This window comes from Myroides odoratimimus (assembly GCF_001485415.1).
Lineage (GTDB): Bacteria > Bacteroidota > Bacteroidia > Flavobacteriales > Flavobacteriaceae > Flavobacterium > Flavobacterium odoratimimum.
On record NZ_BCMQ01000002.1, the window covers coordinates 38,923 to 58,092 of the forward strand.

General features: G+C 35.5%; 19 protein-coding genes. 2 read left to right on the forward strand and 17 right to left on the reverse strand.

All coding sequences use genetic code 11. The features are described from left to right. Window positions 1-259 precede the first annotated feature (259 nt). From argH to MODO_RS02380, 11 genes are all read right to left on the reverse strand, one after another. Window positions 260-1,591 carry an argininosuccinate lyase gene (argH, locus tag MODO_RS02330; RefSeq protein ID WP_006257999.1) on the reverse strand — a complete coding sequence of 444 codons (1,332 nt, stop codon included), beginning with the start codon at window positions 1,589-1,591 and terminating at the stop codon, window positions 260-262. 3 nt (window positions 1,592-1,594) lie between these two features. Continuing rightward, a complete protein-coding gene (locus MODO_RS02335; protein ID WP_006257998.1) occupies window positions 1,595-2,653 on the reverse strand; it encodes a M20 family metallo-hydrolase in 1,059 nt (352 codons plus the stop codon). Window positions 2,654-2,696: 43 nt separating this feature from the next. Next, complete coding sequence (argB, locus tag MODO_RS02340; RefSeq protein WP_006257997.1) at window positions 2,697-3,476, reverse strand: acetylglutamate kinase; 780 nt, start codon at window positions 3,474-3,476, stop codon at window positions 2,697-2,699. A 3-nt stretch (window positions 3,477-3,479) separates the two neighbouring features. Next, window positions 3,480-4,478, reverse strand: a complete 999-nt coding sequence (locus MODO_RS02345; RefSeq protein ID WP_006257996.1) for a Rossmann-fold NAD(P)-binding domain-containing protein — start codon at window positions 4,476-4,478, stop codon at window positions 3,480-3,482. Between the two features lie 13 nt (window positions 4,479-4,491). After that, window positions 4,492-5,631: an aspartate aminotransferase family protein gene (locus MODO_RS02350; RefSeq protein WP_006257995.1), complete on the reverse strand. Its 1,140-nt coding sequence runs from the start codon at window positions 5,629-5,631 to the stop codon at window positions 4,492-4,494. A gap of 12 nt (window positions 5,632-5,643) precedes the next feature. Next, complete coding sequence (argC, locus tag MODO_RS02355; RefSeq protein WP_006257994.1) at window positions 5,644-6,615, reverse strand: N-acetyl-gamma-glutamyl-phosphate reductase; 972 nt, start codon at window positions 6,613-6,615, stop codon at window positions 5,644-5,646. Window positions 6,616-6,619: 4 nt separating this feature from the next. After that, window positions 6,620-7,816, reverse strand: a complete 1,197-nt coding sequence (gene argG / locus MODO_RS02360) for an argininosuccinate synthase (RefSeq protein ID WP_006257993.1) — start codon at window positions 7,814-7,816, stop codon at window positions 6,620-6,622. An 18-nt stretch (window positions 7,817-7,834) separates the two neighbouring features. After that, the gene (locus MODO_RS02365; RefSeq protein WP_006257992.1) at window positions 7,835-8,515 is read right to left on the reverse strand and encodes an N-acetyltransferase; all 681 of its coding nucleotides are present in this window, start codon (window positions 8,513-8,515) and stop codon (window positions 7,835-7,837) included. 685 nt (window positions 8,516-9,200) lie between these two features. Further along, window positions 9,201-9,713 carry an adenine phosphoribosyltransferase gene (locus MODO_RS02370; RefSeq protein WP_006257991.1) on the reverse strand — a complete coding sequence of 171 codons (513 nt, stop codon included), beginning with the start codon at window positions 9,711-9,713 and terminating at the stop codon, window positions 9,201-9,203. A 29-nt stretch (window positions 9,714-9,742) separates the two neighbouring features. Then, window positions 9,743-10,789, reverse strand: a complete 1,047-nt coding sequence (locus MODO_RS02375; protein WP_006257990.1) for a glycosyltransferase family 9 protein — start codon at window positions 10,787-10,789, stop codon at window positions 9,743-9,745. 75 nt (window positions 10,790-10,864) lie between these two features. Beyond that, window positions 10,865-11,470: a DUF4254 domain-containing protein gene (locus tag MODO_RS02380; protein ID WP_006257989.1), complete on the reverse strand. Its 606-nt coding sequence runs from the start codon at window positions 11,468-11,470 to the stop codon at window positions 10,865-10,867. A 59-nt stretch (window positions 11,471-11,529) separates the two neighbouring features. Between MODO_RS02380 and upp the strand changes: the two genes are divergently transcribed. Further along, the gene (upp, locus tag MODO_RS02385; protein WP_006257988.1) at window positions 11,530-12,183 is read left to right on the forward strand and encodes a uracil phosphoribosyltransferase; all 654 of its coding nucleotides are present in this window, start codon (window positions 11,530-11,532) and stop codon (window positions 12,181-12,183) included. Here the strand turns inward: upp and MODO_RS02390 are convergent. Beyond that, entirely contained in the window at window positions 12,178-13,116 is a 939-nt protein-coding gene (locus tag MODO_RS02390) for a DUF6427 family protein (RefSeq protein ID WP_006257987.1), read from the reverse strand. The genes upp and MODO_RS02390 overlap by 6 nt on opposite strands. Window positions 13,117-13,227: 111 nt before the next feature. Between MODO_RS02390 and MODO_RS02395 the strand changes: the two genes are divergently transcribed. Further along, window positions 13,228-13,458 (forward strand): DUF6341 family protein, encoded by a 231-nt coding sequence (locus tag MODO_RS02395; protein ID WP_006257986.1) that lies wholly within the window; start codon window positions 13,228-13,230, stop codon window positions 13,456-13,458. 9 nt (window positions 13,459-13,467) lie between these two features. Here the strand turns inward: MODO_RS02395 and purD are convergent, their stop codons facing one another. The 5 genes from purD to MODO_RS02420 all read right to left on the reverse strand — a co-directional run bounded on the left by purD (window position 13,468) and on the right by MODO_RS02420 (window position 19,169). Beyond that, on the reverse strand, window positions 13,468-14,739 hold the full coding sequence (gene purD, locus MODO_RS02400; RefSeq protein ID WP_006257985.1) for a phosphoribosylamine--glycine ligase: 1,272 nt from the start codon (window positions 14,737-14,739) through the stop codon (window positions 13,468-13,470). Window positions 14,740-14,844: 105 nt separating this feature from the next. After that, the gene (locus tag MODO_RS02405) at window positions 14,845-16,194 is read right to left on the reverse strand and encodes an exopolysaccharide biosynthesis polyprenyl glycosylphosphotransferase (RefSeq protein WP_006257984.1); all 1,350 of its coding nucleotides are present in this window, start codon (window positions 16,192-16,194) and stop codon (window positions 14,845-14,847) included. Next, window positions 16,194-17,177 (reverse strand): UDP-glucuronic acid decarboxylase family protein, encoded by a 984-nt coding sequence (locus MODO_RS02410; RefSeq protein ID WP_006257983.1) that lies wholly within the window; start codon window positions 17,175-17,177, stop codon window positions 16,194-16,196. Before MODO_RS02410 ends, MODO_RS02405 begins: the two co-directional genes overlap by 1 nt. Then, entirely contained in the window at window positions 17,174-17,911 is a 738-nt protein-coding gene (locus MODO_RS02415; protein ID WP_006257982.1) for a WecB/TagA/CpsF family glycosyltransferase, read from the reverse strand. The genes MODO_RS02410 and MODO_RS02415 overlap by 4 nt, the downstream gene beginning before the upstream one ends. After that, window positions 17,892-19,169 carry an O-antigen ligase family protein gene (locus MODO_RS02420; protein WP_006257981.1) on the reverse strand — a complete coding sequence of 426 codons (1,278 nt, stop codon included), beginning with the start codon at window positions 19,167-19,169 and terminating at the stop codon, window positions 17,892-17,894. The genes MODO_RS02415 and MODO_RS02420 overlap by 20 nt, the downstream gene beginning before the upstream one ends. Window position 19,170 lies beyond the last annotated feature (1 nt).

Genomic DNA, 19,170 nt, shown 5'->3' on the forward strand with positions numbered 1-19,170 from the left:
GACAACATATCATGTAATAATTTCTCTTTTGTATTCATAATTTTATATTTAAAAGAAACAAACGTAAAAAGAAAACATACCATGAGATGTGACACGAAAAACGATAACTAAGTTGATATATAACTAATTATAAATTATAAAAAAAGAGCTGTACGAAGCATTATACTTCATACAGCCCTAAATCAATTATAGTTAACAGTGATAAATTAATAAATAGCAAGAGGCTCTCCCACCGCGTGGAAAAGCCTCTTTCAATCTATCACAACACTAAACTTACTAGTTTCTCATTTACTTGGTCAAAGTTGAATGACGTGTACACACGGTCAAACTCTCCTTTGATTGCTTCATTCATCAGGTTACCTACACTACCTTCATGTGTATGGTTTACCTCTTTTGACGGTTGATAAGTACCTGCCTCTATCGACAGCCCTATCTCTTTATATGCTTCTCTAAAAGGCATCCCCTTTAGTACATAATCATTCACTACCTCAACGCTAAACAAATAGTCGTATTTCGGATCGCTTAATATCTCTTTATTCACCTCTATATTGTCCAACATCAGTTTCAGAATATCTAAACACTCTTTCAATGACGTGAAAGCTGGGAACAAGTTCTCTTTTAACAACTGAAGATCTCTGTGGTACCCAGAAGGCAAATTAGTGGTCATTAAGGCTATTTCGTTAGGCAAAGCTTGTATCTTATTACATCTTGAACGAATAAGCTCTAGAACGTCTGGATTCTTCTTATGTGGCATAATGCTCGAACCTGTAGTCAAATGATCTGGGAATTTAATAAAGCCCATGTTCTGACTCATATACAAGCATCCGTCCATCGCGAACTTAGCTAAAGTAGCTGCAATAGCGCTTAACCCTTGTGCTAAAATACGCTCTGTCTTTCCCCTACCCATCTGTGCATAGACTACATTATAATTCATAGACTGAAAGCCTAATAAGTCTGTAGTCATCTGCCTGTTTAACGGAAATGATGAGCCATAACCTGCAGCCGATCCCAATGGGTTCTTATTCGTAACCTTCCACGCAGCTAGCATCATCTCTAAATCATCTACAAGGCTCTCTGCATACGCCCCAAACCACAAGCCAAATGACGAAGGCATTGCGATTTGTAAATGCGTATAACCAGGCAGTAAAACATCTTTATACTGATTACTCAATTGCTGTAGTGTATCAAATACCTCCTTCGTCTTAGTAACTATCTCCTCTATCTCATGGCGAAAATAAAGTTTAAGGTCTACTAATACTTGGTCGTTTCTAGAACGTCCTGAATGTATCTTCTTACCAGCCTCACCTATTCTCCTAGTCAATAATAACTCTACTTGAGAGTGTATATCTTCTACATCATCTTCTATCTCGAATTGACCAGCTAATATCTCTTGGTATATCTGTTTTAATTCTTTTTGGATAAGGACTAAGTCTTCTGACTCTAATAACCCTATACTTTCTAACATCTGTGTATGTGCTAGTGACCCCATAACGTCAAATGCCGCTAGGTTCATATCTAACACTCTATCTTGTCCTACTGTGAAGGTATCTACATTACTATCTACAGTAGTGTTTTTTTGCCATAATTTCATTTGCTACACGATTTGCGTTAACATCTCTATATACAAGGCTATTCCCTCTTCTATCTCCTTTACATAGACGAATTCGTCTGCTGTATGTGAGCGAGCAGAGTCGCCAGGTCCACACTTAAGCGATGGAATACTTAACAAAGCTTGGTCACTCGTAGTAGGTGAGCCATACGTCTCTCTACCTAGTGCTATACCCGCCTGTACGATAGGGTGATCTTTAGCTATAGACGAAGGCTTTAATCGAGTAGAACGCGCATTGACCTCACAGTCTACATGCTGTCTCACCATCTCTAATACTTCTTCGTTTGTATAAGCATCTGTCACACGTACATCTACAACAAAATCACAAGTAGAAGGCACCACATTATGCTGTGTACCAGCATTGATCATTGTCACACTCATCTTGATAGGTCCAAACTCTTCAGATACCTTAGGGAACTGATAGGTATTAAACCACTCTATATCTTTTATTGCTTTAAATATCGCATTGTCTCCTTCATTACGCGCTGCATGTCCTGAGCGCCCATGAGCTACACAGTCTAACACCATTAGTCCACGTTCTGCTACAGCTAAGTGCATTTGTGTAGGTTCTCCTACGATAGCGAATTCTAATTCTCCTAATTTAGGTATTACAAATTCTAAGCCATCATTCCCTGATATCTCTTCTTCTGCCGTAGCAGCGATACAGAAGTTATACTTCATTCCCTCTTTTTCATAGAAGTAAAGAAATGTAGCGATTAAAGAGACCAAGCACCCTCCAGCATCATTACTCCCCAATCCGAACAACTTGCCATCTATAATCTCAGGCTTAAAAGGGTCACGAGTATAGTCTTTATTTGGTCTCACAGTATCGTGGTGAGAGTTCAATAAGATCGTAGGCTTACTCGGATCATAGTGCTTATTAAACGCCCATACATTAAAAAGCTCTCGGTGAATAGCTACTCCATGAGACTCTAAAAAGTTAGCGATTAGATCAGAAGTCAAATGCTCTTCTTTACTAAAAGATGGAGATGCTATAAGGCTTTCTAATAAAGCTATTGCCTGTTGTGATAAGTTGTCTTTCATTGTGGTTTTATATAGTTATGGGTAGTTGTCTTGTTATCTTATATTAGAGTTGAATCGTAGTACCAGCTTTTATATCTAATAGATCCTCTGCTTTCTTGATACATACCTTATCTACTCCTTGGTTGACAGCCGCCAAAGCATTCTCTATCTTTGGCAACATACCATCAGCTATCACCCCTTGTTGTTTTAGTTGTGTAAAGTTCTCTTGATTAATGGTATTGATCACAGAGTTCTCATCGTTAATGTCTTGCAGTACCCCTTTGCGCTCAAAGCAATATACTAAGGCTACTTTATACTTAGTAGCGAGAGCAACGGCTATATTAGAGGCAATAGTATCTGCATTGGTATTTAGTAGTTGGCCTTCCTTATCAGCCGTAATCGCAGAGAATACAGGACTAATCCCTATCTCTAACAATTGTTGTAATCGAACCACATTCACATCGCTTGCCTCAAAGTCCCCTACATAGCCATAGTCTATCGGCTCAATAGGGCGTTTATGACTCTGTATCAGCTTAGCGTCTGCTCCTGAGATTCCCATCGCATCACAACCTCTTGCTTGAAGTTGTGCTGTGATTTGTTTGTTTATCAAACCTGCATACACCATTACAGCTATAGGCAACATCGCTTCGTCAGTGATACGACGCCCATTGACCATCTGAGTTTCTATCCCTAACTGCGCAGCCATACGCGTAGCTAATTTACCTCCACCATGTACTAAGACCTTAGGGCCTTCTATACGAGCATAGATGTCTAAAAAAGCGTTTAACGCAGACTCGTCATCGACGATATTACCTCCTATCTTAATAACTGTAAGGCTTTGCATAATTTATTGGTTTTTAAGCATTTCTTTTAATACAGCTTGTGCTGCCCATACTCTGTTCCCTGCTTCTTGTATCACGATAGCATGCTCGCTATCTAATACTTCTGACGAGATCACTAAATCACGTCTAACAGGTAGGCAGTGCATTACTTTGGCTTGGTTTGTTGCTTCTAATTTATCAAGAGTTAACATCCAAGACTTATCTGTACACGTTATCTGTCCGTAGTCTTCATAACTCGACCAGTTCTTTACATATACGAAGTCTGCATCTGCTAAAGCTTCATCCTGATTAGTAGTCACTGTAGCTCCTACTGTAAACTCCTCTTTCAGCGCATAACCCTCTGGATGAGTCACCACAAAGTCTACAAGACCTTCTGCCTGAGCTCTACACATCCACTCTGCGAAAGAGTTCGGTACTGCCTGCGGAAGTGCCTTAACGTGCGGTGCCCATGTCAATACTACTTTAGGTTTTTTGCCTTGAGGTACTAATTTATCTTGTGCAGCGTCATAATTATAATCGAAGTGCTCTACTATGGTGATCAAGTCTGTAAAGCTCTGTAGGGGATGTCTTGTCGCGCTCTCTAAGCTCACTACAGGTTTGCCACAGTACTTAGCGAACTTGCTAAACAATTCTTCGCTATAGTCTTCCTCAGCATCTTTTAACCCAGGGAATGAACGAAGTCCTAATATATCACAGTACTCTCCCATCACAGCTGCAGCTTCTCTAATATGCTCTGCTGTATTTCCGTCCATCACTACGCCGTCTTTAGTCTCTAAAGCCCAACCGTCTGATGTCATATTCATCACCATTACATTCATCCCTAAGTTAGCAGCAGCCTTCTGAGTACTCATCCTTGTACGCAAACTTGGATTTAAGAATACTAAACCTATTGTTTTGTGCTTGCCAAGAGTTTCTTCTGCAAAAGGGTTTGCCTTACACGCTAATGCGCTGTTTACTGCTTTAGATAGAGAAGGTATATCGTTAACGGAAAAAAATTGTTTCATTGTAATTGTCTTTTTAGAATTGTTGTAATCTGTTGTTGAATTTATCCAAGAATAAATCTGCATCAGCTTGAGTCAGATTTAATGCTGGTAACAACCGAATTACATTAGGGCTTGCATTACCCGTGAAGATGTGGTCTTTCACTAATAGTTCTTTACGAACCTCTTTTAACTCAGGAGCAAGGTCTATTCCAATCATCAGTCCTTTTCCTCTTACTTCCTGTATCTTGTCTAATTTCTTTAATTCATTGATTAAGTAATTTCCAACCTGTGCGGTATTTGCCATTAGGTTGTCTTGCTTCATTACTTCTAATACAGATAATGCTGCTGCACATGCTAAGTGATTTCCTCCAAAAGTAGTTCCTAACTGTCCATGCCAAGGCTTAAACTGCTCTCCTATCGCTATTGCTCCAATAGGGAATCCATTCCCCATTCCTTTCGCCATCGTATAGATATCAGCACTCACTCCACCGTCATTCACTGCGTAGAAAGCCCCTGTACGTCCATATCCACACTGTACTTCATCTGCGATAAATACTGCATCATATTGCGTAGTAAGACTTCTGATTTTCGCTAAGAAGCTATCTGTAGCTACCTTAATCCCACCTACACCTTGTATTCCTTCGATAATCACTGCTGTTACTTCATCACCGTAAGATGCGAAAGCTTGTTCAAGAGCTTGCTCATCGTTAAAAGGCAAGAACACAATGTTCTCTGTTTGATTGACTGGGGCAACTATCTTTGGGTTATCAGTAGCAGAAACAGCAAGAGAAGTTCTCCCATGAAAAGCTTTATCAAAAGCGATAACTTTCTTTTTACCATTATAAAAAGAAGCTAATTTTAAAGCATTTTCATTTGCTTCTGCTCCTGAATTACACAAAAACAATTGATAATTGTCCATCCCAGCTACTTCCCCTAATAAGGCAGCTAATTGCTGCTGAAGAGGGATTTCTATAGAATTAGAATAAAATCCGATTTTGTTTAATTGGTCCGTTAATCTCGCTACATAGTGCGGATGAGTATGTCCGATAGAGATCACAGCGTGCCCTCCATATAAGTCTAAATACTCTTGACCCGTGCTGTCATATACTCTACTCCCTAATCCTTTTACAATCTCGATAGGGTTAAGTGGGTATACATCATATAATTTCATCATAATTAATCGTTGTTAGAAAGCCGAAGCTTTTAGTTGTAAACCTGTTTTTTCGTCTAATCCGAATAGCAAGTTCATGTTTTGAACAGCTTGTCCGCTTGCTCCTTTCAGTAAGTTATCTATCGCACTAGTCACTAATACATCATTTTCATTCTTTACGATAGACACCAAGCATTTGTTCGTATTTACCACTTGCTTTAGGTCGATGCCCTTTTTACTTACGTGTGTAAATGGATGCGATGCATAATACGTATTGTACATGGTATAAAGCTCATCTTCTGTCAAAGTCGATTCAAACATCACACTTGCAAAAATCCCTCTAGCGAAGTCTCCTCTCTCTGGGATAAACTTAATGTTCTGTACATAGTCAGATTGTAGTTGTACAAGGCTTTCTCCTATCTCGCTAAGGTGTTGGTGAGTGAAGGCTTTATATACTGATATATTATTCGCTCTCCAACTAAAGTGAGATGTAGTAGATAAACTCTGTCCAGCTCCTGTAGACCCTGTCAAAGCATTGATATAAACAGACTCAGGCATCTTAGCTGCATGTGCTAAAGGCAACAAGGCTAACTGTAATGCTGTAGCAAAACAACCTGGATTAGCTATATAATTCGCTTTCTTTATCTTCTCTTTATTCAACTCTGGCAAGCCGTAAACGAACTCTCCTGCTGTATCTTTTAATCTAAAGTCTTGGCTGAGGTCTATAATCTTAATCTCCTTATCAATGTCATTCTCTGCTAAGAACACTTTAGAATCTCCATGCCCCATACACAAAAACAATACATCGATATCCTCCATCAACACATTCGTAAAATGTAAGTCTGTATCTCCGAATAGGTCACTGTGAATCTCATATACCGGCTTACCAGCGCTACTGTTAGAGTGTACAAAGGTGATCTCTACTGCGGGATGAGGTAAGAGAAGTCTCAACAACTCTCCTCCCGTATAGCCAGCACCTCCTACTATTCCTACTTTTATTGTCTGCATAATTCTATTGGTCTTGGTTATTAACTTTGTGCCAAATCATGACTTGGTTACCAAAGATCTTAGAGAACCCTTTTACATCTTCGCCTGTCCATGCATTGTTCATCTCTCCATAGCTACCAAACTTATTAGACATTAGGTCATGCGCTGACTCTATACCTATCACTACAAAACGGTGTGGGTGTAACTCTACGATTACCTTACCACTTACAGTCTGCTGTGTACTGCTCAAGAATGCTTCCATATCTCTCATTACTGGATCGTGGAACTGTCCTTCGTGTAAGTAGTTACCATAGAATGATGCTAACTGTTCTTTCCAGCTCAGTTGCCACTTCGTCAACGTATGTTTCTCTAAAGTGTGGTGTGCTTTTACCAAGATGATAGGTCCTGCTGCTTCAAAACCAACTCTCCCTTTAATCCCGATAATCGTGTCTCCTACGTGGATATCTCTACCGATACCGAATGGTTGAGCTAAGTCTTGTAACTGTTGGATAACCTCAGTAGGTTTTAGTTTCTTACCATTTAAAGCTACTGGCTCACCCTTCTCAAAAGTAATCTCCACTGTCTCAGGAGTTGCTTTAGTCACTGGTGTAGGCCATGCCTCTTCTGGTAAATATAGATTAGAGGTTAGGGTTTCTTTTCCACCTACTGAAGTTCCCCATAAACCTTTATTAATTGAATATTTTGCTTTCTCTGCATTGATTTCGACACCGTGTTTTTGTAAGAACTCGATCTCTTCTTCTCTGCTTAATTTTAGATCTCTAATTGGCGTAATAATCTGTACACTAGGCACCAATATATTAAAGATCATATCAAAACGCACTTGGTCATTCCCTGCCCCTGTACTACCGTGAGCTACCGCTTCGGCACCAATCTTCTTAGCGTAGTTAGCAATAGCTGTAGCCTGACACACACGCTCAGCACTTACTGATAATGGGTAAGTAGCATTCTTCAATACGTTACCAAATATCAAGTACTTCACACTGTCATTATAGTAGTCTTCTGTCTCATCGATAGTCGTGTGAGAAGCAACTCCTAAAGCATACGCTTTCTCTTCGATAGCCTTCACTTCTACTGCATCAAATCCACCTGTGTTTACCACTACAGAGTGTACTTCATACCCTAATTCTTCTTTTAAATAAATTACACAGAAGCTAGTGTCTAATCCTCCGCTAAATGCTAATACAACTTTCTTATTATTCATGATTGATGTGTTTTAAAATTAAAATAGATGTGTTTTTTTGACTGTTTTCTTCAATTGCATTTGCAATCGTTTCAGCAATGAGTACTTTTTCTGCATATTTTTAAGTCTCTCTTTTGCTTTGGTCTTTTGGTCTATTTTATTCCGAAGCTCTTTTTCTTTATCTTCTGGGTTCCAAAGCATGGCTGTACAAAGACAGTTCTTCTTCTCTTTACTCTGTAAGATTTGGAAGTTTACACAACTCTCACACCCTTTCCAGAACATCTCATCCTGAGTAAGTTCTGAGTAAGGCACAGGTTCATAGCCTAAATCTGAGTTGATCTTCATAACAGCAAACCCTGTAGTTAGACCGAATATTTTAGCCTTTGGATATTTCTTTCTAGATAATTCAAAAACACATTTTTTAATAGCTTTTGCCAGTCCCTCTTTTCTAAAAACAGGGTTCACAATCAGTCCAGAATTGGCTACATAATCACCGTGACTCCAAGTCTCTATGTAACAAAAACCAGCCCAAGTACCATCAACATGTAGGGCGATAACAGCCTTACCTTCAACCATTTTATTGGCAACGTACTCTGGTTTTCTTCTAGCAATACCAGTCCCTCTAGCAAGAGCTGACTGAGCCATTTCTTCACAAATTTGTTCCGCATATCCTACGTGTGTTTCATTCGCAGGAATTACGATAAACTGATTTGAATTCATTTCAAAACAAGTGATTAAGAATCAAACGAGCCAAGATATTGATACCGAATAGGTACAATAATCCTCAGACTGTCTGAAAAGCATTAAAAATCAATGATATATGTACAGATATAATGCCAAAAAAGGCATTATACTAAAAAAAGGCTAAAAAAGATTAAGCCCGGGCGCGAGATGACCGCGATGTAGACAATGAGAAAACCGCAACAGTTGCTAAGGCAATGTTGTTAGAGATAAAAGTAATATTTAAATCGGTTCTCTTCATAAGTTTTATAACTGCTTAAATAAGCATGAACAAAGTTTTCTAATTAAAATTGGATTATGCAAGGTTTTTATTAAAAAAATAAAACATCACTCAATACCTTATATACTAAGAGTTTGACAGTATTTGATTCAAAATATTTTTAGTTCATTTTACCTAATAGTTCATTTTGAACGTCATTTCTGCACTCTCCCTTTATTTAAAATAGGATATAAACCACCATTAAAAAGGGTATTTTATTCTCTAAATAAACGCTATAAAAATATCGTTTTTACCTCTAATATTCCACTCAATTAGCCTATAATAACGGTGATAAAATGGAATAAAAAAGAGGAATTATTCTCCAATAACACAATAAAAAAAGCCCTATTCAATGTCTCTTATAATAAGACACTGAATAGGGCTATAAGTATGTTTTTTATCGTATTAGTAGCTAATTAAGCTCTTCACGTCATAATTAGATAACTTATCTCTTCCGTGTAAGAATGATAGTTCCATTAAGAAGTTTACTTGTACTATCTCTCCTCCTAAACGCTCTACAAGCTTACATACAGCCTCTGCTGTACCTCCAGTAGCTAATACATCATCATGGATTAATACCTTCTCTCCTGGCTTAATCGAATCAGTATGTATCTCTAGGATATCTGTTCCGTACTCTAATCCATACGCTTCAGATATCGTGTCAAAAGGAAGTTTACCTGGTTTACGCACAGGAATAAATCCTGCTCCAAGCTTCTCTGCTAACAAAGTAGCAAAAAAGTAACCTCTACTCTCCATCCCTACTACTCTATCAATCTTCTTATCACCTACTAATGCTAATAACTGATTAGTAGCTTCTACCATAGCTGCATGGTCATTTAATAATGGAGTGATATCTTTAAAACCAATACCTTCCTTCGGAAAATCTTGAATATCTCTAATATAATCTGCTATGTTCATAGTCAATATTTTATACTGTAAAAATACAATTATTTATCTGATTTTATTACTTCTATAACCTTGTCACACACTACTTGTGGATCTATTGTATGCATCGCATTCTCATATCCTTCTACAATCTTATTTCCATACACAGACGTAGGTAATAATGGATACTGTGATCTATCTGCAGTGATACAATAGTCTGCTGGTTGATTAAACGGTGCAAACCCCGCATAAGGGTGTGTCGCTCCCCACAGAGTCACAACTTTCTTGCCAAGCATAGCCGCTATATGTGCATTTCCTGAATCCATAGATAGCATCACATCTAAATGCTGTATAAGATTAATCTCTATATCAAACTTCACCTTACCTGCCATCACGATTACATTATAGTTATCGCGCTTTAGCTGGTTCAATAAAGCTATTTCTTTCTCTCCTCCTCCAAATAAGAATATAATAGACTTCTCACGTTCTGCTAAAGAGTCTACCACTTGTTGCATCAAGTTAAGAGGATACACTTTCGTATCATACTGTGCGAAAGGAGCAATCCCAATCCATATGGTATCTTTCTCCTTTACATATTGTAATAACTCTGGGGCTAACTCTGGTACAGCAGGGAACTGAGGATTAGTTAAATCCACTTTAAAGCCAAGCTTAGCTAATGTATTCTGATGATTAGAAAACATCGTAGGCAACTGTTTAAAGACTTTGTTCTCTGCTCGAGTAAGTTCTTTCTTTCCTTCTCTTCCTTTATCTAATGCAGCTACTTTAGTACCACTTAAACTAAATAAGCTTCTGATAATCTGTGCTCGTAGTACATTGTGAAAATCAGCAAAATAATCAACCTTAAGCTTCTTTAAGTCACTAAATAATCTGATCAAACCCAAGAATCCTTTGTGTCGTTTCTTTACGTCAACTGCAAAGAAATCAACCCTGTCTATATCTTTAAAAAAAGGTTTGAAAAAAGGACGAGATACTACAGTCACCCGTACATCTGGATGCTGTGCTACTAAAGCACGCACTACAGGCACTGTCATAGCGACATCCCCCATAGCAGACAATCTAAATACCAATATATGTTTCAACTGTGCCACAACTAGTTAAATTAGGTTATGAACAAGAAAAGCGTGAATACTCACGCTTTCTATATTTTTTTATCAAAGATATGATTATTTCTTGTTTTGGTACAATACAGGGTTTAATTCCTCATCATTGTACATTTTCATTTGCTTGTATACTTTCATATACTTATCTCCGTTAGCGATATCATTTAATAAATCATCGATAGCAGTAGTTAAGTCTTTCTTTTGTTCTAAAAGTACATCCAATTTAGCTTGACATTTATCTCTGTGATCTTGAGTAGCTTCAGGTCTAGTAGCTTCTTCATTCATGTGATAAATCTTAAGAGCTAAGATAGATAATCTGTCAATAGCCCAAGCTGGACTCTCAGAGTTAATCTTAGCAGTAGCCTTTACTTGTACATCTTTATGTTTTTGTAAGAAATAGCTATCAATATATTCTACCATATCTGTACGCTCTTGATTCGAAGCATCAATTCTTCTTTTCAATGCTAATGCAGCTACAGGATCAATCTGTGGATCGCGAATAATATCTTCGAAATGCCATTGAACAGTGTCAATCCAGTTCTTTAAATACAATAAATGTTTGATATCATCTTTTGGATATGGGTTGTTGATTGGCTGGTCAACATTATCAAATTTATGATAGTCACGAATACTCTCTTCGAATATTGGAAATGCTAATTCTGAAAACATACTAATTATTTTATTTACAAATATAGTTTTTATACCTTTATCGTACTAATTATACCGAGATGAAAATTCATTATATTTCAGCAGAAAACAGTATCCTGAACCACTTTTTAGCACAACTTAGAGACGTTAATATCCAAAAAGATAGCATGCGATTTAGAAAAAATATCGAGCGAATCGGAGAGATTATGTCTTATGAATTAAGTAAGAAGTTACCTTATAAGGATATCGCTGTACAAACTCCTCTAGGAGTTAAACACACAACGTGCATTGAAGACAATGTAGTATTATGTTCTATCCTACGTGCTGGATTAGCGCTACACACAGGGTTTATGAACTTCTTTGACAACGCTGAGAATGGATTCGTATCTGCTTATCGCCGTCATGGAAAACACGGTGAGGCTAGTGAGATCTTAGTTGAGTATCAAGCGGCACCTTCATTCCAGGACAAAATATTGATCCTTATTGACCCTATGTTAGCTACAGGACAATCTCTAGTAGCCGTAATCAATAAGCTAATGGCTGAAGAAAAGCCAAAAGAACTACATATAGCTGTAGTTATCGCTGCTCCTGAAGGAGTACAATACTTAGAAGAAAACCTTCCTGATAATGTAAATCTATGGGTAGCTACTCTAGATGAGAAATTAGATGATCACAATTATATCGTACCAGGACTAGGTGATGCTGGAGATCTAGCATACGGACATAAACTATAATACTAACTGCATGAAGTAGAAGAATACCCCTAGTCCAAATACGCTGTATACTATGGCTTCTCTTCTCCACTTCTGTGGAATATCTTCTATATAATTAGCTCCTAATACAGCTAATGGGAAGAAAGTAAATATTAAAGTTCCGTTGTTTTTATCAGCAGAAATCACATAAATAGCAACGCCTATAAGGAAAGATAACAGTATTTTCTTATAGGTGCTTTGCATATTAAAAGGCTTCGAAGAAATACTCGCTGCTTGGCTAACAAAGAATAGTAAAGCAATAGGTACATAGACTGCCAAAGCAATATTCTGATATACGTTTTCAAAATACATAAAGTCAAAGCTCACTCTACACTTCTCCCAGAACCAGTCATAATAACTACCGTCTGTAATCACTAAGTACAATTCTAAAAATATAGAAACACAGAAAAAAGCAATAATTGGGATAAACCAGTTTCTATAATCTTTTGCTCCAAAATAAGTTATCGCAAAGAACAATAGAAGTAAAAATAATACACTCCAAAAGTGAAATAACCCTGCTACAAAAATCCATAAAGAGGTATCAAACATCTTCTCCTTAGACTGCTTCAATGAATGCAATGAGAATATTCTTCTCAGAGCCAACATGATAAAGTAGTTGGCTATAATAACCTTACTATGTACTAAAACAGTAGGGAATAGCATTAAAAAAGAGACGAATAAAAGAGGTACATAAGCATTGTCCCTTACTAATCGATTACGAGTAGCAATAAACTGTGATAAATACATCATCACCATTAGCAAAGCTAGTAAAACAGTTCTTTTACCAAACTCATAAGTAGTCCAAACCAACTGATCTTGGTCTATAAATAAGTACAAAACACTGATTAATAGAATTAAGATGGTCAGTATAATGTAATTAATTGGTTTTGTTTTACTAAAAATACTTGCTAACATTTATATATTTTATATTTTTGTACATATTAAGCCTATACTTCCATTTTATCGGTTGAATAAGTTTAGTAACGGATTAATAAAATAATTTTATTTAATTTAAAATAAAGTACAATGACTTCATTTTTTCTTGGATTAGGATTCCTTTTTGAAAAAGTTCTATTTATTCCAATGGATCTTTTTGCAAAATTAGAATTAACAAATTGGTGGACTGCAAATATTATTACTTGGGCGTTTATCCTTATTACTTGCTACTATTTTGCTTTTTGGTTAAAACAACTAAAAATCTTCAAAGCAAATAATGAAGATGACCAAGATACTACAGCCCACTCATTTTTAAAATAGTTTCGATTTTTACAAATCGAAACCTATATCTGAACGGTAATAAATCTTATCGAAATTTAGCTTAGCTATGTTTTGATAAGATTTTTTTAATGCTTCATCGTAACTGTTTCCATAAGATGTAACAGCTAATACACGACCACCATTAGTCACTACTTCTCCATCTTTTAGTGCTGTTCCAGCATGGAATACAATAGAGTCTGTTACGTCATCTATACCTGTAATTACTTTTCCTTTCTCATACTCTTCAGGATAACCACCCGATACTAACATTACTGTAGTAGCTGTGCGCTCATCTAACTCTATCTCTACTGTATCAAGTGTTTCGTTAGCCACTGCTTCAAAAAGATCTACTAAATCAGTCTTCACTCTAGGCATCACCACTTCTGTCTCAGGATCTCCCATACGTACATTATACTCGATCACGAATGGATCATCTCCAACCTTAATCAATCCAATGAATACGAAACCTTTAAAGTCTAAGTTGTCTTCTTGCAATCCTCTTACAGTAGGAATAACTACTCTCTCTTCTACTTTCTTTAAAAAGTCATCAGTAGCAAAAGGAACTGGAGAAACTGCTCCCATACCTCCTGTATTTAACCCTTTATCTCCTTCTCCTATTCTCTTGTAGTCTTTTGCAGTTGGTAATAACTTATATGATTTACCATCCGTTAATACAAAACAACTCAATTCTATACCAGACAAGAATTCTTCAATAACTACTTTAGAACTAGCATCACCAAACTTAGCATCTACTAACATATTCTCTAACTCCGCCTTAGCTTCATTGATGTCTTCTAAAATAACTACTCCTTTACCTGCTGCTAATCCATCTGCTTTCAATACATAAGGAGCTTTTACTGTATCTAAGAACTTCTTCCCTTCTTCTACTGTATCTTTTGTGAAAGTAGCATAACCAGCTGTCGGTATATTATGTTTAAATAAAAACTCTTTAGCGAAGTCTTTACTTCCTTCTAATTGTGCTCCTTTCATAGAAGGTCCTATTACAGGAATATGATTTACTAGATCATCTCCTTTAAAGAAATCTACAATTCCTTTTACAAGAGGATCTTCAGGTCCTACTACCACCATATCAATCTTATGCTCTAGAACAGTCTTCTTTACTGCTTCAAAATCATTTGGATTGACCGCTATATTCTTAGCAATTTTCGCTGTACCAGCATTTCCTGGTGCTACGAATAACTCTTCACATTTAGAACTTTGAAGCATTTTCCAAGCAAGTGCGTGCTCACGTCCTCCTGAACCTAATAGTAAAATTTTCATTAATTGTGTTGTTTGTTATTAAACACCAAAAATAAATATAAATAACACAATAACGAAAGTTACTCTAAAGAAAAAAGCATCTAATTTAGTTTAGATGCTTTCCTATTAATATGCTTTTTTTTCTCCTTTAAAAACATTGTAAACAGTAAGATACACAATCTTTAAATCTAAGAGTATAGACCAGTTCTCTAAATAAAACAAATCATACTTGAATCGATTAATAATATCTCTATCTGTTTCTATTTCTCCTCTATATCCATGTGTCTGTGCCATCCCTGTAATTCCAGGCTTGATAAGGTGACGTAGCATAAACTTGTTTACTCTCTTTGAATATAACTTCGTATGAACCACCATATGAGGTCTAGGCCCTACGATAGACATATCTCCTAAAAAGACATTGATAAACTGAGGGAATTCATCTAAGCTAGTTTTACGAATAAAAGCTCCTATCTTAGTTACACGCATATCATTCTTAGTCGCTTGCTTCTGATCACAATCATCATTAACAGCCATAGACCTGAACTTATAACATACAAACTCTTCATCATTGACTCCAGTTCTTTTTTGTTTAAAGAATACAGGTCCTTTAGATTCTCTTTTAATCAAAATAGCGAGTAAAGGAAATAACCAAGACAACACAAATACAATCACTAAAGAAGAGAATACAATATCAAATAACCTTTTTAATAACTTATTATAGGGCTTATCCAAAGGAATAACACGTCTAGGGACAATAGCTATCAAGTCATAATAGTCTACCTTCAGATTATGTGTAATAATCTGTTTTTGGGTAGGTACATACTTTAATGTTACTAAATTATTATCTGCCAACTCTAACAATCTATGATAATCCTCCCCTTGGATTATTGAAAACTGTATATAAATCTCATCTACCTTATTCTCCAAGATAAGTTGTTCTATCTCATCTACTTTTTCTAAACATAATACATCATCATAAGTAGCAACTATTCTATATCCAAGATCTCCTCTCTTTATAAACAGTTTATTTAATAAAGATATTTCCTTACTCTTTCCTATTAAAATGATATTTCTAGAGTTCCCCCCTAGTACTTTTCGAAAATACTTTAAAGAGAAAAAGATAAAAAACTTCACTCCTGTAATAATCCCAAAAGCATATACACAGTATAGGAATATATCTAAAGGTTCTGCAAACCTAGCTGCAATCCCGTTAAAAGAGGTAATCAATACTAAGATCAGAACAAACTGCTTTACTATTTTCTCTCCAATCTTAACTACTCGTGTATGGCGGAAGACTCCATAGAAGTCGCTCATCCATGCTGCAATAATCCAACCAATAGTAATGACTAAATGAAATAGATATACTCCTTTTAAACTAGAGAAGTATAAAGCTGCCATTGTATTGATTACAAACAAATCAATAGCTATAGTCAATGGTCTAATTAAATACGAATATCTACCTGAATTTTTACTCACTAATATATATACTTTGAAAAATCTTTATGTTCTTCTCTTAATAAATCCTCACTTGAATAAGCTTTAAAGTACTCATACGTCAACTTCATACCCTCACTTCTACCGACTTTTGGTTCCCAACCTAATATTTTCTTAGCCTTCTCAATACTAGGACAACGTTGTAAAGGGTCATTTATTGGTAAATCCTTATAAATAATCTTTTGTTCTGACTGAGTAAGGGCAATAATCTCTTTAGCAAAGTCTAATATTGTAATCTCATCTGGATTTCCAATATTAACTGGTAGGTGATAGTCTGATAACAGTAATCTATAGATACCTTCAACTTGATCATCTACATAACAGAAAGATCTAGTCTGACTACCATCACCAAAGACAGTTAAATCTTCTCCTCTTAATGCTTGCCCAATAAATGCAGGTATAACACGTCCATCATTAAGTCTCATACGAGGGCCATAAGTGTTGAAAATACGTACTATCCTTGTTTCTACATTATGAAATGTATGATATGCCATAGTAATAGATTCTTGGAATCGTTTAGCTTCATCATATACCCCTCTTGGTCCTATCGTATTTACATTTCCGTAATATTCTTCTGTCTGTGGATGTACTAATGGATCTCCATATATCTCTGATGTAGATGCTATCAAAATACGTGCTCCTTTTACACGAGCTAAGCCAAGTAGATTATGCGTTCCTAATGAACCTACTTTTAGCGTCTGAATAGGTATCTTTAAATAATCTATCGGACTCGCTGGTGATGCGAAATGAAGTATATAATCTAATTCTCCAGGTATATGCACAAACTTCGTTACATCATGATGATAAAACTCAAAGTTCTCTAATTGAAATAGGTGTTGGATATTCTTTAAATCACCTGTGATTAGATTATCCATTCCTATTACGTGAAAACCTTCAGCTATAAAACGATCACATAAATGCGAGCCTAAAAAACCTGCTGCTCCTGTTATTAATATTTTTTTCATCCTTTTCTAAACTTCTCTTTAACTACTAAAAAAATAAACTTACCATTGGTAATAAAGCTTCTTTTCCACATTCTCTTAGGTTCTTGAAGAAATCTATAAAACCATTCCATTCCACATTGTTGAACCCATAGAGGAGCGCGCTTTACCTTTCCTGAAACAACATCAAAACTTCCACCTACCCCCATAGTAAAACCTATTAAAGATAATTCCTCTTTGTATGTTGACAAGAATATTTCTTTTTTTGGAGAGCTAATTGCTACAAATAAATAAGTAGCTTTACTATTCACAATATCTTGTACAATACTGGGTTCCTCTTCTTTTGTAAAGTATCCATTACGATACCCTCCTATAACTTGATCACCATATTTTTCTTTAAACTTATCTGCTACCTTACTTACAACTTCTTCATTTGCACCTAACAAATAGACTGATTCTCCTCTATTTGCAGCATTTTCTACAAGTTTGACGAACAAATCAACTCCTGATACTCGTTCTTTCAATGATTTTTTTAAGAATTTAGAGGCCCATACCACAGCCATTCCGTCAGCATTAACTAGATCAGCATTCTTAATACTATCAAACAACTCTATATCACTTTGCATATTTACAAGTTTAGCAGCATTAACCACTATATGCATAATAGGTTCTTTAGTATCTATAGATTTATTAATAACATCTAATGTCTCATTCATAGACAAATTATCAATGGAAATATCAAAAATTTCTTCTTTCATTTTTCAAATTAATTAATGTAAAAATACTTGCATAAAAACTAAAAAATATAATAGCCATATTACGATATAAAATAGAATCAAATAAAGAACCAACACCTATAATTACAAATAAAAACAAGAAAGTAAAATTTTTTGCTCTAATATTATGTATTACATTAACTACAAGAAAATAGAAAAACAAAGCAACTCCTACTAAACCATATTCAATAAAAAAAGACAAATACTGATTATGAGGTCCGTACTTTTCTTTTACTGCATAAATTAATCCTTCTTGTTTATAAGCTTCCAGTGAAATTCTATCTTCACTTCCTGATCCAGAGCCTACAAAAGGATGTTCCATTCCTTTATAAAAAATAGCTTCCCATCTACTCCATCTGCTATCATTTTTAAACTCTCCACTATAAGATGTTCCCTTATTCTCAGTTAGCTCCCATACAACTTGGCTTGAAATTCTTTCATAAAGATATGTTCCTTTTAAAACCTGATTCAGCCCCAAAGAAGAGAATATTACCAAAGAGACCACTATCAATAGTTGTATCCCACCTTTGCGATACTTTACAAATAAAACAAATGCTCTTATTATACAAAATAATATATATAATGTTAATAGTAAAAAAGGGCTTCTACTATTTAAAAACAACAAACAAATTACTAAAACAAAAACTAATAGAACTCTTACAGTTTTATGAAATACAGTTTTATTTTCTAAAACAATTACCAATGCAAATACTACATAGAAACCATAGAAAACTGGATGAAAGTCAAGCAAAGAAGCAAATACGTGATAAGTAAAATCATAACTAAAAATATCTCTTTCTAAAACTATACTTTGCCCCTTAAATAAATAATAGTTATAGAAATTATTTAATATCAATATACAACTAGATACAAACGTTCCACCAACAAATGCCTTAAATGAAACATCCTTAATCTTCTGTAAAAAAACTAAAGGAAAAAAACTAAATATTATAGGTATAAGTAAATAAGAAGAAAACCTCTCAATCAATTTTATTGAATTCTTCAGATCTTCTGTATAAAGTAAACCTAAAATCAATAATACAAAAATAAAAACAGTCGTCTTAAAGCTATTTTTTACATATATTTTTAATCCATAAATCTCTAAATTCTTTCGATTCTTATAAATATAGAATAATACACTGACTACTAATAAGCCTAAACCTATATTAGCCAACTTTGTGTAAATAGGTATTAAAAAACAAAATAACGATGTCCCTAATAAAACTAATTTCCTTTCCATT